An 18,082-nucleotide genomic window follows, 5' to 3' on the forward strand; every position below is an offset into this window, starting at 1 on the left:
GCGGACTTTACAGGCCGCGTCTGTTCAGCTACTCGCTAGCGGACGCGGCCTGTAAAGTCCGCGCAACATTAATACGACGGGCCTTTGTCCGTCGCAACGAGTTGCTCGGGCTCGTCAGCGTACTCTTCCAGCGGGGTGCAGCTGCAAATGAGGTTACGGTCGCCGTAGGCCGAGTCGATACGGCTGACGGTGGGCCAGAACTTGGCGTTGCGCACGTAGGGCAGCGGGTACACGGCCTGCTCGCGCGAATAAGGACGCGTCCACTCCTGGGTGAGGACGATGGCGGCGGTGTGAGGCGCGTGCTTGAGCACGTTTTCCTTGGCGTCGGCGCGGCCTTCTTCGACCTCCGTGATTTCCTTGCGGATGGCAATCATGGCCTCGCAGAAGCGGTCCAGCTCCTCCTTGCTTTCGCTTTCAGTGGGCTCAATCATGAGCGTGCCGGCGACCGGAAAGCTCACCGTAGGCGCGTGAAAACCGTAGTCCATCAGGCGCTTGGCGATGTCTTCCACCTCGATACCCGCCTTTTTGAAGTGGCGGCAATCGAGAATCATCTCGTGGGCGCAGCGGCCCTGCGCGCCGGTGTAGAGCACCGGGTAGTGCGCCTCCAGGCGGACCTTGATGTAGTTAGCATTCAAGATGGCAATCTCCGTAGCGCGGGTGATGCCCGCGCCGCCCATCATCGAAATGTATGCGTAGGAGATGGGCAGGATGCTGGCCGAGCCATACGGCGCGGCCGATACGGCCCCGCTCGTGCGGCCCTCTACCGGCACCACCGAGTGGCCGGGCAGGTAAGGAATCAGGTCCTCCACCACGCCGATGGGGCCCACGCCGGGGCCGCCGCCGCCGTGCGGGATGCAGAAGGTTTTGTGCAGGTTGAGGTGGCACACGTCGGCGCCGATGCTGGCGGGCGAAGTGAGGCCGACCTGGGCGTTCATGTTGGCGCCATCCATGTAGACCCGGCCGCCGGCCTGGTGGATGAGCTCGCAGATTTCAATAATCGTTTCCTCGTACACGCCGTGCGTGCTGGGGTAAGTCACCATGAGGCACGAGAGGCGGTCGGCGTGCTGCGCTATTTTGGCGCGCAGGTCGTCCATGTCCACGTTGCCATCTTCGGTGCTTTTTACCACTACTACCTGCATGCCAGCCATCACGGCCGAAGCGGGGTTGGTGCCGTGGGCCGAGGCCGGGATGAGCGCCACCGTGCGGTGGTTGTCGCCGCGGCTCAGGTGGTAGCCGCGGATGGCCAGCAGGCCGGCGTACTCGCCATTCGCGCCCGAATTGGGTTGGAGGCTGACGGCCGCGAAGCCGGTTACCTCGCAGAGCCAAGCTTGCAGGTCGCGAATAATTTGCTGGTAGCCCACCGTTTGGTCGGCCGGGGCGAAAGGGTGCAGCTGACCGATTTCGGGCCAGGTCACGGGTATCATCTCGGCCGTAGCATTGAGCTTCATGGTGCACGAACCCAGCGGAATCATGCTGTGCGCGAGGCTCAAGTCCTTGTTTTCGAGATGCTTCATGTAGCGCAGCAGCTCGTGCTCGGCGTGGTGCGTGTTGAAGACGGGGTGCGTGAGGTACTCGCTGGTACGCTGGAGGCTCTCGGGCCAGGTCAGCATCATTTCGGCTTCCGCAGTCGGGGCGGCCGTGGTCGCTACCTCCTTGCCCAAGACTTTAGCGAAGATGTCTACGATGTCGCGCACGTCGTCGAACTCCACGTTCTGGTGCAGGCTGATGCCTACCAGCGTGTCCTCGTAGTAGCGGAAGTTGATGCCCGCGCTCTCGGCCTCTTTCTTCAACGCCTGCTGCATCTCGTGGCTTTCGAGGCGCAGGCTCAGGGTATCGAAGTAGTGGCTATTCAGCTGCTCCACGCCTAGGGCCTTCAATTCTGCCTCCAGAATCTGGGCGAACAAGTGCGTGTTCACGGCAAACTGGCGGATGCCTTTCGGGCCGTGGTACACGGTGTACATGCCGGCCAGCACGCTCAGCAGCACCTGCGCGGTGCAGATGTTGGAGGTCGCCTTCTCACGGCGAATGTGCTGCTCGCGGGTTTGCAGCGCCATGCGGTAGGCCTTGTTACCGGCCGCGTCCACGCTCTGCCCGATAATGCGGCCCGGAATGACGCGCTTAAACTGGTCTTTACACGAGAAAAAGCCCGCGTGCGGCCCGCCAAAACCCATCGGCACGCCGAAGCGCTGCGACGAGCCCACGCAAATATCCGCGCCCAGCTCGCCGGGCGAGGTCAGCAGCGTGAGCGCCAGCAGGTCAGCCGCCATCACCACAAACAAGTTATTGGTCTGCGCGTTGGCGATAAATTCCTGATAATCAAAAATCGTCCCGTTGGCGCCGGGGTACTGCACCATCACGCCAAACAGCGCCTCGTCGGTGAGGTCGGCCGTGCGGTGGTCGCCCACCACCAATTCGATACCTAGGGGCGTAGCGCGGGTGCGCAGCACGTCAATGGTCTGGGGCAACACCTGCTCCGACACGAAAAACTTGGTGGCGTTTTTCTTCTTGGTTTGCGAGTGCAGCAGGTGCAGGGCCTCGGCGGCGGCGGTGGCCTCGTCGAGCAGGCTGGCGTTGGCGATGGGCAGGCCCGTGAGGTCAATTATCATCGTCTGATAGTTGATGAGCGCCTCCAAGCGGCCCTGCGCAATCTCAGCCTGGTAAGGCGTGTAGGCGGTGTACCAGCCGGGGTTTTCGAGGATGTTGCGCTGGATAACCGGCGGCAGCGTGGTATCGTGATACCCTAGGCCGATGTAGCTCTTATACACCTTGTTCTGCCCAGCAATCTGCTTGAAGCGCTTCAAAAACTGGCGCTCGGTGAGGGCCGGCGGCAGGGCCAGCGCCTGGGGCAGGCGAATGGCGGCGGGCACCGTTTCGGCGATGAGCTGGGCCAGGTCGGCGGCGCCCACGGCGTCCAGCATGGCTTGCTGGCTGGCGGGGTCGGGCGCGTTGTGGCGGGTTTCAAACACGTCGGCGGGCTTGAATCGGAACGACATAATAGAGGTATGAAGCGAAGAAAAAAAGCAGCTTTTTACTAAGACAAAGTTACACCGTGAATAGGCCCAGCCGGCAGCCATAATCTGCGTCAACGCTCGCTTTATGCACGCAAAAACCCTAGGTATCGTGCTTCGCAAGCGAAAGCGCGCTACCTAGGGTTCGCCGTCTGACCACCAAGGGGGTAACCTGACTTTTACTGATGCGGCTACTTTTTTTCTCCGCCGCGCTGCCTACTTCGCCAGTAGCTGGGTCGAAAACCGCTTCCAGTACAAGTAAGGGCTAGCTTTCAGGATTAGCAGAAACAACGGTAGCCGTTTATCAGCGCCATTGCTTATTTTCAGAATATTAGAAACTTTCAGGTAACTACTGTATTTCTCCAGCAATGGCTTTACTGCCTCATAAGGCATATTAGCCGAAATAATAGTTAAGGTTAGATTTCTAATCCAGGTATAGAGAAACAATACCATATTGACCCGCATAGCCGGGCTAGCTTGGGTATCCTGCGCAAAAGCATCTTCGATAGCTTGGCAGCAATCTGGAATACCCAGGTATTTATTTAAATCACCCAATCTGGTTGTGATGGAACCACTTCGTTCAAAATAATTATAGAGTGGCTTAGGATAAAAATACAGTTGGCGAGACTTCTTCCATAGCAATGGCTTGATGAGCATATCTTCATAATAGATATTATCCACGAATTTAATATCCTTAAATAAAGAACGCCGGTAAAGGTTATTCCAGATATAGGAAGTTTCCTTAAAACGCAGCATAGCATCAATTGCCGTAGCGCCATCTACTAATCCCGTAAGGCTAGCTTTCCACACTTCTGGCTTCTGGGAGGTATCAGTACCAATCCGAAACGTATCGCACACCACAATATCAACGTCGTGCTCGGTAGCAATCGCCACCATTTCGGCCAGCATGGTAGAGACTATCGTATCGTCGCTATCGACGAATAATACATATTCACCGTTTGCTATGGCAAGGCCATTGTTTCTGGAGACTGATACGCCACTATTAAAAGCGTTTTCCAGAATTGTGAAATTAGCGTATTTACTCTTAACAAGTAACTCTCTTGCTAAAGAAATAGAATTATCTGGTGACTTATCATCCACCACTATCAATTCTATATCTTGATACGTTTGGTCAATAATTGATTGTAAACATGCCTCTATATGGGCTTCTACTTTGAAAACCGGAACAATTACACTTACTTTCATAGAAAACAGTAGTTGAAGACCTTATAAGCAGCAGCACGTTATGTAACAATTTGCGTTATTTTACTCAGCAGCCAGTCAAAAATAGGGGTACTTTTATATAAAAGCATAAACCAGCCCCAAACTTCTCCCGCCAGCCTTGGCTGCCGTAGCTACCTACTGGCAGCAACAAGCGCGAAGCTTTCTGTGCTGCCGCTGCCCCTACCAAACATGACCTCCCCTGTATTTTCCGGTCTTTACCGCCCCTCACTGGCCCTGCTCACCGACCTCTACCAGCTCACGATGGCCTACGGCTACTGGAAGCGGGGCCTGCATGAGCGCGAGGCCGTGTTTCACCTCTACTTCCGCCGGGCGCCGTTTGAGGGCGGCTACGCCGTGGCGGCGGGCCTGGCGCTGGCCATCGATTACCTGGAGAATCTGCGATTTGCCGCGGAAGACATTGCCTACCTCGCCGGCCTCACTGGCAGCCAGGGCGCCCGCCTTTTCCCCGATGACTTTCTGGCTTACCTAGGCAAGCTGAAGTTTACCTGCGACGTGGACGCCGTGGCCGAAGGCACGGTAGTGTTTGGCAATGAGCCGCTGGTGCGCGTCCAGGGCCCGCTGCTACAGGCCCAATTGGTCGAAACGGCGCTGCTCACTATCATCAATTTCCAAACGCTCATTGCCACCAAAGCTGCCCGCATTCGCGACGCGGCTGGCCCCCACGATACGGTCTTGGAATTTGGCTTGCGCCGCGCCCAGGGGCCCGATGGCGGCCTAGGGGCCAGCCGCGCCGCTTACCTGGGCGGGGCCGACGCCACCAGCAACGTGCTGGCCGGCCGGCTTTATGGCATTCCGGTGCGCGGCACCCACGCCCACAGTTGGGTGCAGGCTTTCGGCGACGAAAGCCAAGCTTTCGCTGCTTACGCCGACGCCTTTCCCGATGACTCCGTCTTCCTGGTCGATACCTACGACACGCTCGACGGCGTGCGCCACGCCATCGCAGTAGCCCTCGACATGCGCCAACGCGGCCACGAGCTAGGCGGTATCCGCCTCGACTCAGGCGACCTAGCCTACCTATCCCAAGAAGCGCGGAAGCTACTCGATACCGCTGGCCTGGAGAACGTGCGCATCGTGGCCAGCAATGACCTGGAAGAAACTCTCATCGCCAGCCTCAAGCAGCAAGGCGCCCGCATCGACACGTGGGGCGTAGGCACGCAGCTCGTCACGGCCTACGACCAGCCCGCCCTGGGCGGCGTGTACAAGCTCGCCGCCCTGCGCACGGCCAATAGCCAGGGCTGGGATTTCACGCTCAAGCTCTCCGAGCAGCAGGCCAAAACCAGCATCCCTGGCATCTTGCAGGTGCGCCGCTACCTAGGCGACCAGGGCCAGCCCCGCGCCGACATGATTTACAACATCGCCGCCCCTACGCCGCTACCCGCTGCTCCCACCATCCTCGACCCCGCCGATGCCACGCGCCGCCGCCCCGTGCGCCCCAGCGCCCCCTTCCGCGACCTGCTAAGCCCGGTGCTGCGCCAGGGCCAACTAGTGCAGCCGCTGCCAACGCTGGCCGAAAGCCGGGTTTTCGCTCGGCAGGAAGTCAATAGTCTGGATGCTAGCATCCGACGCTTTCTCAATCCGCACGTGTACCCGGTGGGCTTGGAGCAGGGGCTGCATGAGTTTCGCACGCAGCTGATGCTGGCGAAGCGGCCGGTGCGGCTGGCGTGAGGTATTCTTGTTCTATTTATTCCAACCAGCCTTATTACTGCATGTCTCCATCGACAACGGAGTGCGATGAGGGTAATCTTCGTTTTTAGTTTTGCGAGTATATGCTTGCTCAGGCAGGTATATCAAGCTTTCAAACTCGAATCCAACCGGCCATTTATCCCGCGTATTTAATACTTCCTCATAAAATTCACGACCATTTAGCAATACGCTGCATCGGTCATACAAAAAAGCATCTGCGGAGATGTGATTGGTATCCTGTCCTGGATAACAAGCAGCTGCATAATTTTGGCCGTCCAACTGATAGAGTTTTTCAGCCAGTATATTATCAAAGACAAAAATATCTTCTACCGGTAATGCTGCCAGCCGTTTAATAGCTGGCAGCATTACTGCGTTGTCATTACCCGATTTTTTCCAGTTGAAGGAGTCAAGAATTTCCCAGAATAGGCTCTCGTCCATCGGCCGGTATTCAGCCAATACTTTTTGAGGTACGACTTCGCCTTCCTGAATTTCTCGGTAGCCTTTTTTAGCCTTATCAGTAATCAGCTTCGCTACTTCTGACTCACAAGAAGCTGCATCGACGAAGCTTTTGCTACTATGCTGGCCTTGTGTTCCAACCTTGCCAAAGGCAACAGTATAAGTAGAGTCGTCAATTTCGACGTTCCAAAACTTATTAGCTTCGCCCTCTTGGTTGATGAAATAACGTGTCATTGCGGTTCGTTTTCATGACCACAGGTATAGCCTACGCATACCGCAACTCCCCCGCCGCGACGCGCAGCGTCACGCCTGCTTCGGCGGTGAGGTAGCCGGCCATCTGGGCCTGGTAGCCGCTTTGGGCAAGCTGCTGCACTAGGGCTTCAGCGGCTTCGGGGGCCGTGACGAGCAGCATCCCGTTGCCCATGTTCCAGTAGAGGTAGGCGGTTTCGGGGCTGATACCGCCGACTTCGCAGAGGCGCTGCATGGCGGGCAGGGGCGCGAAAAGATTGTCGAGCACCGCGCCGAGGCCGTTTTTGAGCACCCGCTTGAAATTATCGGCCACGCCGCCGCCCGTGATGTGGGCCGCGCCGCGCAGGGGCAGGCCGGCATCGAGCACCGCCGTGAGGGCGGGCGCGTAGATGAGCGAAGGCGCAAGCAGGGCCTCGCCCCAGGTGGCGTACTGGTCGGCGTCGGGGCCGTCGTAGGGGGCCGTGTGCCAGTTGTCGCCGAAGAGGCGCTGCAACGTCTTGCGGGCCAGCGAATAGCCATTGGAGCGGAACGAGGGCGAGCGTAGGGCCACTACCGCATCGCCGGCCTGGGCAGTGTCACCGCTCAGCGGCTTATCGAGGCTGGGGTGCAGCACGCCGATGGCCGTGGAGCACCAGTTAAAGTTCATGCGGGCGCCGGGGAAGCCGCCGATGCGGTTACCCAGCTCGGCAATCTCGCCGCCGGTAATGGCGATTTTCGAGAACATACAGGCGTCGTGCAGGCCACGCATCATCTCGTCTACCACGTCGTAGTCGAGGGTATTCACGTCGATGATGTTCGACAGGTTGGTAGGCACGAAGCCCGCTGCGATAAGGTCGTCGGCGGTCATGGCCACCAGGTCGTAGCCTAGGGTATCGTACTTATCAAGGCGCTCGCCCAACTCGATTTTGGTCCCGATGCCATCCGAACTGATACCCAGACGCTCCTGGCCGAAGCGGATTTCGTTGCTAAAGCCGCCGTCGAGGTCGCGGGCGGGCTCGCCGGGCAGGCCGGCGCGGGTAGTGAAAGTCTTTTTCGACCAGTTGTAGGCGTTTTTCGAGGCAGCGTTGCCGAGGTCGATAGAGTAGCCGGCGTCGGGGGTTTGGGCGTTGTTCATGTGAGGGGCTACGCTCTTTATCACCTAGCTCGCTCTAGCGGCAAAGCTTTGAGCCGGGCTAGTGACCGAGGCGGCGTAGAATTTTCAGTTCAGAATTAGCGGGCGGATACCGTTGTTTGGCATTAAGCTACCCTAGGTAGCAGACACCCGCACCTTAAGAATTACACTTAGTAATTACTAAGCTATAAGTGAATAAATAATTTTAAGCTGCTGTCCTTTTCCTGGAAATACTACCCTTCAAGGATAAGAAAGAAATAATTAAAAATAATTTTATTCCACTAAGCGATAATATATTATGCTTATGCCAATCACTAAAGTATATCTCTAATGCTCGCTTATAATCCTGTAATTTGGCCGCGTTCGCAATAGCCGCAGGAGCTTTAGACACCAGCCATTCGTGCTTATACTTTGACGATTCGGCTGGCACATTCAACGAATCCACGGCGTCAAAAGCATAAATACTCGCGTTATTATCGGCTTTTGTACCAACGCTACTATCAGAGATACGGTAGCAAGCAGTATAGCTATTTACAAAAAACATTTTGTAATTACCCTTACCTATCTGCAAGCCAAAATCAAAATCACAGGCGTCTCCGGTTCCCTCGTTATACTGAACCTTTTTAACTATGGCAGATTTAATCATGTATGCATCATTAGGAAACTGTTGTAGAAAACCAGATTCCAGAGATGATAATTTTACTCCTTCGTAAGCAGCCGTTCTGTAATACGTTTTATTTAGCGATTCTGATTCTTCCTCATTTATCCGTCCATCATTAGACATAACATACTGCTTACCAAAGGCAATATCAATTGTCGGATGCGCTACAAAACAGCTGTGTAGGGTTTCGAGAGCAGTGGGCAGCAAAACGTCATCGTCATGCAATAAAACCGTTAGCTCGCCCTCTGCGTGCATAAATAGGCTATTAACATTACGCGCCTGCCTCAGAGAAGGGCGATTGTGAAAATACCTAATTCGTACATCCGTAATCTGTAAATTAGCATTTACCCACTCTTCGGTATCGTTCAATGACGAATCATCGCCTATTAGAATTTCATAGGGACGATGGGTTTGATTTAAACATGACTCTACAGCTTGCTGTAGTACATCAGGCCGATTATAAGTAGGAATGCAGATTGAGATATTCATAGTAAACTGGCATTCAATAAATTGCGAGTATCGCAGTAAGTCAAGATGGCGAATATAGCTATTTCTACCACTTTTCAACACGATAGGTAGTAAATGTTGCCTCGTTTATGATGGCTAGCTTACGCGCGCAGCGATGAGTACACGGACAACAAAGCTCTAGCATTTGCTTATTACAGATGATTACCTAGGCTCAATATTCCTGTGATGTTTCTTCGCCAAGTTGGGGCAACCAACTCGGCGAAAAGACTGGGAGCTAATTAGTCATTGACCGGTCGCTACGCCCGCGTGGGCAGGCACCTAATGTTCGGTCGGCAGCGGCGCCTTGGCGCTCACCGACGGCACCTTGTCCACGATGCGGTGGCTCTGGCGCTCCTCCTGAATGTGGCGCAAGTAGCGCGTCACGTCGCCCGTCGGGTACTTGCCGGTGAAGCACGCGAAGCACGAGCCGCCGTGGCCGCGCTCCTCGGCAAAGAGGTCCTGCAAGTCACTTAAATCCTGGTAGATAACTTTATCAGCCTCGATGTAGCGACAGATTTCGTCTTCCGTGTAGTTAGCCGCAATCAGCTCGGTGCTCATGGCCATGTCGATGCCGTAGATGCAGGGCGAGACCAGCGGCGGCGCGCTCGAAATGAAGTACACCTCGGCCGCACCCGCCTCGCGCAGCAGCCGCACGATGCGACGCGACGTGGTGCCGCGCACGATGCTATCGTCCACTACGGCCACCTTTTTACCTTCGACAAAAGCCCGGATGGGGTTCAGCTTCTTCTTCACCACGTCTTCGCGGCCGGCCTGGGTCGGCACGATGAACGAGCGGCCCATGTGGTTGTTTTTCACCATGGCGCGGCGGTAGGGCACGCCAATGGCTTCGGCTAGGCCCGAGGCCGAAAAGTAGCCCGACGAAGGTACATCAATCACCATATCGGGCCGCAAACCGGCATCTACTACCTTGCGGGCCAGTATTTTACCTAGGCGCACGCGCTCGCGGGCTACCAAGCGACCGTGAATGGTCGAGTCTTCGCGAGCGAAGTAAATCTGCTCAAACACGCAGAAGGCCTTGGGCAACTCCTGCTGGTTCTTGTAGTGAACCTGGTAATTCTGGTCAATAAAAATCGCCTGGCCCGGCCCCACGTTCTCCACAAACTCGAAGTCGAGGTAGTCGAAGCAGGTGCTTTCCGAAGCGAAGGCGTAGACCGGGCCCTCGGGCGTATCGCGGCGGCCCATCACCAGCGGGCGGATGCCCAACGGGTCAGTAAAGGCCAGCAGGCCCTGCCCGGCAATGATGGTAACGGTGGCATAGGCGCCCTTCACCAGCTCCTGGGTCGTCTCCACGGCGTCGAAAATATCGATTACCGAAATCCGGTCCAGGTCTTTCACGCGCAGCTCCGACGCGAAGGTGTACATGATGAGCTCCAGGTCGTTAGTCGTCTTGGGCAGCACGTGGTACTTCTCGTGCAGCAGCTTGGCCACGTCGCGGAAGTTGATGACGTTGCCGTTGTGCACCATCGCCAGCCCGAAGGGGTAGCTCGTGGTGAAGGGCTGCGCCAGGTCCGAATCGTTGGCGCCCTGCGTGGTGTAACGCACGTGCCCGATACCGGTGTTACCGGTCAGCTTTTTGGTATGCTTGGGTTTAAAAACGTCGTTGACCAGCCCTTGCCCCTTGTGCAGGTGGAAGGCGTCGCCGTCAAACGTCGCAATGCCGGCGGCATCTTGCCCCCGATGTTGAAGGGCGGTGAGGCCGATAATCATATCGCCTACCACGCGCTCGGGGCCGTGAAAACCTACAATGCCACACATAATCAGTTAATTATGAGGTAAAAATTACGAGTTAATAATTTGGGAAGGATGGGTAGGATAGAACAGCTACCTAGGTTAACTAAGCAGCCAGTGCAGATTCTTTAATCAGCGCCGCCAGCGTTTCAGCATACAAGACGTGCTCGACAGCTAAACCACGGCGCTGCACTTCAGCCAGGGTATCAGCCCCTACCAAATTTACGACCCGCTGCGCCAAAATCGGCCCCGTGTCCAGACCTTCGTCAACTAAATGCACGGTTATTTTGGTTTCCGTCAAACGGTTATCAAAGGCCCACTCGTAGGCGTGCAGGCCCTGGTGCTGGTGCGTATCGGCAGGGTGAATGTTGACGATGCGGCCCGCAAACGCCCGCACGAATGTGGGCGAGAGCACCCGCATGTAGCCCGCCAGCACCACGTAGTCGGGCTGATATTCTTGCAGAATGGCCACCACATCGCGGTCAAATTCTTCGCGCTTGCGGCCTTTTGAGGACAGGCTATCGGTGGGCAGCCCTAAGGCGGCGGCCGAGTCGATGCCCGGCGCGGCTAGGTCGTTGCTGAATACCACGACTATTTCGGCCAGGCCTTGCAGCACGCCCGCGCGCACGGCTTCGGCCAGCGCGAGCATATTGGAGCCGCGGCCGGAAAGCAGGATGGCAAGACGGGCAGGACGGTGGTCGGTCATCTAGTAAGCGCTGGTTTCCAGCAGCGGCGCGGGGCGCTGGCCGATGTCGGGACGCACGTATTTGTCTTGAAAGTAAACCAGTTCGGCTTCGGCGTAGGCCAGCTGCACGGCCGTGGGCAGGTCGGGACCATGGGATACCACTACTGCCACCCGGCCGCCGTTGGTGAGGAGTTCGCCGGGCTGCTGGCCGGGCTTTACGCCGCCCACGAATACCTGCGTGCCCTGCCCCTGATTGCCGATGCCGTGGATGGGAAAGCCCGTTGGGAACTGCGCCGCCGGGTAGCCGCCCGAGGCTAGCACCACGCCCACAAACGCGCCCGGCCGCTGCCGCGTGATGGTCTGGGCCAGGTTGCCGTCGAGCGTGGCCTCTATCAATTCGAGCAGGCTGCTTTCCAGCGCGGGCAGGATTACCTCGGCCTCGGGGTCGCCGAGGCGCACGTTGTATTCGAGTAGCTTGGGGCCGCTCGGCGTCAGCATCACCCCAAAGTAGAGGAAGCCGAGGAAGTCGAACGGCTCGGCTTGCAGGCCGCGCAGCGTGGGGTCGATGATGTCGGCCCGGATGGCCGCCAGCCAGTTATCATCCAAAAACGGCACCGGGCAATACGCGCCCATGCCGCCCGTATTGGGGCCTTCGTCGTTGGCTAGCAGTTGCTTGTGGTCCTGGGCTGGGGCGAGCAGCTGGATGCTAACGCCATCGGTGAGGCCGATGAGGCTGACCTCGGGGCCGGTCAGTTTCTCTTCGAGCAGGAAGCTGAACCAGCCTTCGTGCAGTTCGCGCAGCTCGGCCAGGGCGGCCGTGGCTTCGGCGATGGAGCTGCACACGTACACGCCTTTACCGGCGGCCAAGCCGTCGTATTTCACGACTACTTGGCCATCCAGCTCTTCGGCCTGCGTCTGCGCCTCGGCAAACTGGTCGCTGCGGTAGCTCCAGGCGCGGGCCGTGGCGATACCGTGGCGGCGCATGAATTCCTTGCTCCACACCTTCGAGCTTTCCAGCGTAGCCGCCTGCCGCCGTGGGCCAAACACGCGGATGTCCGTCTCCAGGAAATAGTCGGCCACGCCAGCCGCCAGCGGCGCCTCTGGCCCCACCACAATCAGCTTGACGCCGTGCTCCTTGCAGAAGCCCTGGATGGCCGGAAAATCGGTAGCGCTAATACCCGGCACGCTGCCGGGGATGCCGGCGTTGCCGGGCAGCACGTGCACGGTCGCGCCATCCTGGCGAAGCTTAGTGGCCAGGGCGTGCTCGCGGGCACCGGAGCCGAGGAGGACGAGTTGTTGCGTGTTGCCGCTCACGTTACGAGAGAAAAATTTTTAACTAAAATCTTGAATGAAAGCGATTAACTCGTCATGAAACGAGAAAACGGAGCGACCGGAGAATTGCAGGGTAGCGCCCGCTTTAATTCCGTTGGGCAAGTCGGTAGCCGTAATAGCGAAGTAGTCAATGTCTGCTTCTGCCTGCTCTTCCTGCCAGCGAAACGCTGTAATGTGCTGGGTGCGCTCTGTAAACCAAGCGGCTGCTCGGGTAGCCTGCCCCTCAAAAGCTGCTTTGCCATCCAAGCGCACCGTTACGTCGCCGTTAGTCGAGTGCTCGAACTGTACGTCAGGGTGCAAGCAAGCCAACATGCTGGGCACGTCGAAGCCATTGTACGCCTCGATGTAGCTGTCTACCAACTTTTCAGCTCGCGTTGCATCCATTGTAACGAGTGTATTTACAGTGCTTTTGATTCCGCATTGCTACTTTAGTAAGCCAGCCTTCACTAGGTTGCGGGTCAGGCGCTCGGTTACGTCCTCGTCATCACCGGCCGTGGCCAGGGGCTGGCCCACGACGCGCTGGTAGATGTCGAGGTAGCGGTTGACGGCCTCCTGCGTTACCTCGGGGGTGAGGGCACGGGGGTAGGCGCCATCCTTCTTATTGGCAATGAGCCACTGGCGGATGTACTCCTTATCCATCTGCTCGGCACCCTCGGGGTTTTGGGCGTAGTCGGCGGCGCTCCAGAAGCGCGACGAATCGGGCGTGTGGATTTCGTCAATCAGAATCAACTCGCCATTCAGCAGGCCAAACTCATATTTGGTGTCAACCAGGATGATGCCCTGCGACGCCAGCAAATCGGAACCTACCTTGAACAGCTCCAGCGCCTTTTCGGCCATCTTATCGTACAGCTCCTGGCTCACCCAGCCCTCGCTCACGAGGTTGGCGGGGGTGATTTCGCGGTCCGACTCCTCCTTGGTGGTCGGCGTCACGATGGGCGTGGGGAACTGCTGGTGCTTGGTCAGCCCATCGGGCACGGTCACGCCCGAGAACGTGCGCTGGCCGCTCTGGTAGCCGCGCAGCATCGAGCCGGTGATGTAGTTGCGCACCACCATCTCTACCTTAATGGGTTGCGCTTCCTTCACCAGCATGGCGTTGGCGTCAATCATCGCCTTCACGTGGTTGGGGATGATGTGGGCCGTTTTTTCAAACCAGAAGTTGGCCAGGCCATTGAGCACCGCGCCTTTGTGGGGCACGGCCGTGTCGAGTACCGAGTCGAAAGCCGAGAGGCGGTCCGACACCACGATGAGGCGCGTGCTGTCGTCGATGCGGTAGCTATCGCGGACTTTGCCGCGGTGCAAAAGCTGAAGCTGGGGGGTAGCGAAATGCGGGAGCGTATTCATACCGAATAACCTAGGCGTGGGTGACGGATGCGCTAGCTTCCTGCGCCCGGTGTTGGAGATGCGTAACGATGTTCTTGAAAATGGCCAGGCCCTCGCCTTCTTCTTGCAGCTCGCCGCGGCGCTTTTTCTGGCCCCAGTCGGGGTGATTGCAGCCGGCCAGGTAGGCCTCGGGGTGCGGCATGAGGCCAAAAATGTGGCCCGTGGGGTCGGTGAGGCCGGCGCAGTTGAGGTCGGCGCCGTTGGGGTTGAGGGGGTAGGTGCCGGTTTCCTGGTCGTCGTGGCCGGCGTAGGTTAGGCAGTTGAGACCTAGCTCGGTAATGCGGTCGCGGGTGGCCGCGTCGGGCACTACTAGGCGGCCTTCGCCGTGACGCACGGGCACTTCAAACGACGTCAAGCCGCTCAGGAAAGGCGTGGGCGTTTTCATCTGCGCGTTCACTTTGAGGCGCACCCAGCGGTTTTCGTAGCGGCCCGAGGCGTTGTGCGTCAGCGTTACTTCGGGCTGAAAATCGCCGCCTAGGTTGGGCAGCAGCCCGAGCTTCACTAGCACCTGAAAGCCGTTGCAGATGCCCAGCACGAACTTGCCGGCGGCCACAAATTCGCGGATGTCGGTGAGCAGCGTGCGGCCCGCGTCGCCGGTTTGGCGGTAGCGCAGCTTATTGGCCAGCACCACGCCCGAGCCCAGGTCGTCGCCGAACGAAAACCCGCCCGGAAAATTCAGAATATCAAAGTCGTGAATGCTCACCCGGCCGTGCAGTACCTCGTTGAGGTGCACAATGGTGGCTTCGCCCCCGGCCAGGCGGTAGGCGGCGGCCATTTCCTCTTCGCAATTGATGCCGAAGCCGGTCAGGATGAGGGCTTTGGGGGCCTGGGCTAGGTCTGCCATGTTAGTTGTTGTCAGGTGGTCCTTGCTCACTGCTCGTTATTGATGGAGCGCCGCGGCGGGCTCCAGGCCAATCGTTTGGTTTACTGGGCCGTTGGTCCAGGCGGCGCGCAGGTCGTGGGTGCTGGCACGCAGCAGCTCTCGGTCGCCGTGCTGCACCCGCAGCTGCCCGTCGTTAGTCACGACACCTAGGCGGGTGGCGCGGCCTTGCAGTATGCTTTCAAACGCTACCACGTCTTCCGGCGCGATGCTCACCACGAAGCGCGAGTGCGACTCCGAAAACAGCTGCACCACCGGCGACAAGCCCGTTTCGGCTAGCTCGATGCTGGCGCCCAGGCCGTCGCGGCCGAAGGTGCTTTCGGTCAGCGCTACGGCTAGGCCGCCATCGCTCAGGTCGTGGCTACTTTGGATGAGGCCTTGCGCGTTGGCTTCGCCGACCAAGGTGTACAGCTCCTTGGCTTTGGCGAAATCGACCTTGGGCACGTTGGCGCCCAGCTCGTTGTAGAGCTGGTAGAACTCCGAGCCGCCTAGCTCGTCGTAGGTTTCGCCGAGGAGATAGATGACGTCGTCGGCCTGCTTGAAATCGGAGGTAACTACCTGGCGCACGTCTTCGACCTTGGCCGTCATCGAGTAGAGGACCGTGGGCGGCACCGAGATTTTCACCCCGTCGGCCTTGAAGTCGTTCTTCATCGAATCCTTGCCGCTGGTGAGCGGGATGCAGTAGGCGGCGCAGGCGTCGCGCAGAGCTTGGCACATCTGCACGAGTTTGGCGAGCTTCTGCTTGCCGTCGGGGTTGATGGCGGGGTCGTAGACCGAGTCGGGTACGCAGAAATTGTCGTTTACCGACCAGAAGATGTTATCGCCCGGCGTGAGGTTGGGCAGCTTGCCGCCCACCGAAATAATCTGCCGCACGGCCTCGTCAAACGAGCCGGCCGACATGTGGTAGGCGTCCAAATCGCCCAGGCGGGGCAGGATGCCGTTGCTCACGGCCACGCCTTCCCAGCTCTCGAAATTGAAGCGCACCACGGCGGCATCCTGCGGCGCCTGGCCGGTGGCACCCATGAGAGGCTTCACGATGGTGCGGCCCTTCACCTCATGGTCGTACTGCCGGATAACTGACTCGCGTGAGCAGATATTGAGCGAGCCCATCAGCTTGAGCAGCACGTCGTTGTAGTCCAGTGCGGCGGGCAGGGCCGGCTCTTGCGCGGCGGGCTTCACGTATTCGGCCAGTAGGGTTTTGCGCGGCACGCCCTCGTGCAGGAATTCCAGCGAGAGGCCGGCAATGGGCTGGTCATCAAATTTCACGTCGAGATATCCCTCGCCGTTGAAGAAGCCGATATCGGTCAGTTCAACCTCCATTTCGCGACCTAGGGCCAGCAGTTCGTCCAGCTTGGCGGGCTCCACGGCGAGGGTGAAACGCTCCTGCGACTCGCTCAGGAAAATCTCCCAAGGCTTGAGGCCGGGGTATTTGAGAGGTACTTTTTCGAGCTCCACCACCGCGCCGCCGGGGATGAGCGCCAGCTCGCCGATACTCGATGAGAGGCCGCCCGCGCCGTTGTCGGTGCTGCACCGGATGAGGCCGCGGCGCGTGGCGAGGATGAGGAAGTCCATCGCCAGCTTTTGGGTGATGGGCGAGCCGATTTGCACGGCCGTGGCGGGCGCGGCCTCATCGAGCTCGATGCTGCTGAAGGTCGCGCCGTGGATGCCATCCTTGCCCACCCGGCCGCCGGCCATGATGATGCGGTCGCCGGGCAGAATCACTTTTTCCCAGCTGTCCTTGCCGTCCAGCTGCATAGGCATCACGGCGCCGGTGCCGCAGTACACGAGCGGCTTGCCCCGATAGCGGTCATCAAAGATGATGGCCCCGTTCACGGTCGGCACGCCCGACTTGTTGCCGCCGTCCTCAATGCCCTTGCGCACGCCTTCAAAAATGCGGCGCGGGTGCAGCTGGCCGGTCAGCAGCGGACCATCGTAATCAGGATTGCCGAAGCACAATACGTTGGTATTAAATAACAACCGGGCGCCGCCAATGCCAGTAGCCAGCGGGTCGCGGTTATTGCCCAAAATGCCCGTGATGGCCCCGCCGTAGGGGTCGATGGCCGAGGGCGAGTTGTGCGTCTCGACCTTCCACACGAACAGCGATTCGGGGTTGATGCGCACCGCGCCGGCATTGTCCGAGAAGACTTTGATGAGCCAGTCGTTGCCGTTGGCGCGTAGCTGGCGGTCTACCTCGCTGGTCGCGCCCTTGATGAAGGTTTTGAACAGCCCGTCAATCTCTTCCTCCGCGCCCGTTTCCAGGTTTTTGTACTTGATAACGGCGCTGAATTCCTTGTGCTTGCAATGCTCCGACCAGGTTTGGGCCAGAATCTCCATCTCGCAGTCGGTCGGGTCGGCGGGCAGCCCGAGGCCGAGGCGCTGCTCGCGCACACTGCCTTGCTCGAAGTACGTGCGAATGGCCTGCATTTCGGGCAGGTTTAGCGCGTACACATTGTCCTTGCTCAGCTGCAATAACTGCTCGTCGGAGAGGCCACCCAGGGCAATGGTTTCGGTGCGAGCGTCGGCCCCGCCGCCGGGACGCGGCGTGTAGTCGCGGATGCCGTCGGCTACCGCGCCTACCTCAAAACGGTTGATGAGCTTGTTGCCCAGCAGTTCTTCGGCCAACCGGCGCAGGTCGGCGGCGGGCAGCTCGTTTTCGACGAAAAACAGCCGCTTCGAGAAAATATGCTGCGTGCGGGTGTCGATGGGCTCGTTGAGGAAGTCGCCGAGCGCGTTTTGGGCCGAGGTGCCCTCATCGTCCGTCACGCCGGGGCCTTTGGCCACCAGGATGTAGCTTTTGAAGCCTTGGGGCGCGTTCACCTGGTCGATGGCGACGCTGTGCAGCACGGGGTCTTGCAGGCAGGCGGCGGCGAAGTCGGCGACTTGCGCGGCGCTCATCCCAGGGTAGCGCACGGCGTAGAGCGCCGCGCTGCGCACCTGGCCGGTGGCTAGGCCCAGGTGGCGGGCCGCGTCGGCGGCCACGCGCTGGCCGTCGCCGTCGTGCCGGCCGGGTTGGAGGGTAAGGAGGATGGAATGCTGGTTGGTTTCCAAACGGGAAAGACGGCCCTAGGGCCGCCCGTTAAGCGTTGTGTAGCGCAGGTTTTCAGGCCGCGACCCATTCAATTTCCTTCGCGAACGA

General features: G+C 58.7%; 13 protein-coding genes. 1 reads left to right on the forward strand and 12 read right to left on the reverse strand.

The window, feature by feature from the left end; genetic code table 11:
* Nucleotides 1-68 precede the first annotated feature (68 nt).
* Together gcvP and ACFSDX_RS16360 are read right to left on the reverse strand one after the other, a co-directional pair.
* Nucleotides 69-2,993 (reverse strand): aminomethyl-transferring glycine dehydrogenase, encoded by a 2,925-nt coding sequence (gcvP, locus tag ACFSDX_RS16355; protein WP_382315416.1) that lies wholly within the window; start codon nucleotides 2,991-2,993, stop codon nucleotides 69-71.
* Between the two features lie 231 nt (nucleotides 2,994-3,224).
* Nucleotides 3,225-4,214: a glycosyltransferase family 2 protein gene (locus ACFSDX_RS16360; protein WP_382315418.1), complete on the reverse strand. Its 990-nt coding sequence runs from the start codon at nucleotides 4,212-4,214 to the stop codon at nucleotides 3,225-3,227.
* A 207-nt stretch (nucleotides 4,215-4,421) separates the two neighbouring features.
* Between ACFSDX_RS16360 and ACFSDX_RS16365 the strand changes: the two genes are divergently transcribed.
* A complete protein-coding gene (locus ACFSDX_RS16365; protein ID WP_382315420.1) occupies nucleotides 4,422-5,918 on the forward strand; it encodes a nicotinate phosphoribosyltransferase in 1,497 nt (498 codons plus the stop codon).
* Between the two features lie 12 nt (nucleotides 5,919-5,930).
* Here ACFSDX_RS16365 and ACFSDX_RS16370 read toward each other — a convergent pair whose 3' ends face one another.
* From ACFSDX_RS16370 to ACFSDX_RS16415, 10 genes are all read right to left on the reverse strand, one after another.
* A complete protein-coding gene (locus tag ACFSDX_RS16370; protein ID WP_382315422.1) occupies nucleotides 5,931-6,626 on the reverse strand; it encodes a DUF4240 domain-containing protein in 696 nt (231 codons plus the stop codon).
* 31 nt (nucleotides 6,627-6,657) lie between these two features.
* Nucleotides 6,658-7,755, reverse strand: a complete 1,098-nt coding sequence (locus ACFSDX_RS16375) for an AIR synthase-related protein (RefSeq protein ID WP_382315424.1) — start codon at nucleotides 7,753-7,755, stop codon at nucleotides 6,658-6,660.
* Nucleotides 7,756-7,957: 202 nt separating this feature from the next.
* The gene (locus tag ACFSDX_RS16380; protein WP_382315426.1) at nucleotides 7,958-8,902 is read right to left on the reverse strand and encodes a glycosyltransferase family 2 protein; all 945 of its coding nucleotides are present in this window, start codon (nucleotides 8,900-8,902) and stop codon (nucleotides 7,958-7,960) included.
* Between the two features lie 297 nt (nucleotides 8,903-9,199).
* Complete coding sequence (purF, locus tag ACFSDX_RS16385; RefSeq protein ID WP_382315428.1) at nucleotides 9,200-10,696, reverse strand: amidophosphoribosyltransferase; 1,497 nt, start codon at nucleotides 10,694-10,696, stop codon at nucleotides 9,200-9,202.
* Between the two features lie 79 nt (nucleotides 10,697-10,775).
* The gene (gene purN / locus ACFSDX_RS16390) at nucleotides 10,776-11,375 is read right to left on the reverse strand and encodes a phosphoribosylglycinamide formyltransferase (RefSeq protein WP_382315430.1); all 600 of its coding nucleotides are present in this window, start codon (nucleotides 11,373-11,375) and stop codon (nucleotides 10,776-10,778) included.
* Nucleotides 11,376-12,668, reverse strand: coding sequence for a phosphoribosylamine--glycine ligase (gene purD / locus ACFSDX_RS16395; protein WP_382315432.1), 1,293 nt, complete (start codon nucleotides 12,666-12,668; stop codon nucleotides 11,376-11,378). It abuts the gene before it with no gap.
* A gap of 18 nt (nucleotides 12,669-12,686) precedes the next feature.
* Nucleotides 12,687-13,070: a nuclear transport factor 2 family protein gene (locus ACFSDX_RS16400; protein ID WP_382315434.1), complete on the reverse strand. Its 384-nt coding sequence runs from the start codon at nucleotides 13,068-13,070 to the stop codon at nucleotides 12,687-12,689.
* 39 nt (nucleotides 13,071-13,109) lie between these two features.
* Entirely contained in the window at nucleotides 13,110-14,027 is a 918-nt protein-coding gene (locus tag ACFSDX_RS16405) for a phosphoribosylaminoimidazolesuccinocarboxamide synthase (RefSeq protein WP_382315436.1), read from the reverse strand.
* A 10-nt stretch (nucleotides 14,028-14,037) separates the two neighbouring features.
* Nucleotides 14,038-14,910, reverse strand: a complete 873-nt coding sequence (locus ACFSDX_RS16410; protein ID WP_382315438.1) for a phosphoribosylformylglycinamidine synthase subunit PurQ — start codon at nucleotides 14,908-14,910, stop codon at nucleotides 14,038-14,040.
* A gap of 36 nt (nucleotides 14,911-14,946) precedes the next feature.
* Nucleotides 14,947-17,994, reverse strand: coding sequence for a phosphoribosylformylglycinamidine synthase subunit PurL (locus ACFSDX_RS16415; protein ID WP_382315440.1), 3,048 nt, complete (start codon nucleotides 17,992-17,994; stop codon nucleotides 14,947-14,949).
* Between the last annotated feature and the right edge of the window lie 88 nt (nucleotides 17,995-18,082).

It is taken from the genome of Hymenobacter bucti (assembly GCF_042681145.1).
In the GTDB taxonomy this organism is placed as follows: domain Bacteria; phylum Bacteroidota; class Bacteroidia; order Cytophagales; family Hymenobacteraceae; genus Hymenobacter; species Hymenobacter bucti.

Coding starts and splice junctions, on each gene's coding strand:
- ACFSDX_RS16410 (WP_382315438.1), bottom strand. CDS start 14,910: ATGGCAGACCTAGCCCAGGCCCCCAAAGCCCTCATCCTGACCGGCTTC.
- gcvP (WP_382315416.1), bottom strand. CDS start 2,993: ATGTCGTTCCGATTCAAGCCCGCCGACGTGTTTGAAACCCGCCACAAC.
- ACFSDX_RS16365 (WP_382315420.1), top strand. CDS start 4,422: ATGACCTCCCCTGTATTTTCCGGTCTTTACCGCCCCTCACTGGCCCTG.
- ACFSDX_RS16400 (WP_382315434.1), bottom strand. CDS start 13,070: ATGGATGCAACGCGAGCTGAAAAGTTGGTAGACAGCTACATCGAGGCG.
- purF (WP_382315428.1), bottom strand. CDS start 10,696: ATGTGTGGCATTGTAGGTTTTCACGGCCCCGAGCGCGTGGTAGGCGAT.
- ACFSDX_RS16405 (WP_382315436.1), bottom strand. CDS start 14,027: ATGAATACGCTCCCGCATTTCGCTACCCCCCAGCTTCAGCTTTTGCAC.
- ACFSDX_RS16375 (WP_382315424.1), bottom strand. CDS start 7,755: ATGAACAACGCCCAAACCCCCGACGCCGGCTACTCTATCGACCTCGGC.
- purN (WP_382315430.1), bottom strand. CDS start 11,375: ATGACCGACCACCGTCCTGCCCGTCTTGCCATCCTGCTTTCCGGCCGC.
- ACFSDX_RS16380 (WP_382315426.1), bottom strand. CDS start 8,902: ATGAATATCTCAATCTGCATTCCTACTTATAATCGGCCTGATGTACTA.
- ACFSDX_RS16360 (WP_382315418.1), bottom strand. CDS start 4,214: ATGAAAGTAAGTGTAATTGTTCCGGTTTTCAAAGTAGAAGCCCATATA.
- ACFSDX_RS16370 (WP_382315422.1), bottom strand. CDS start 6,626: ATGACACGTTATTTCATCAACCAAGAGGGCGAAGCTAATAAGTTTTGG.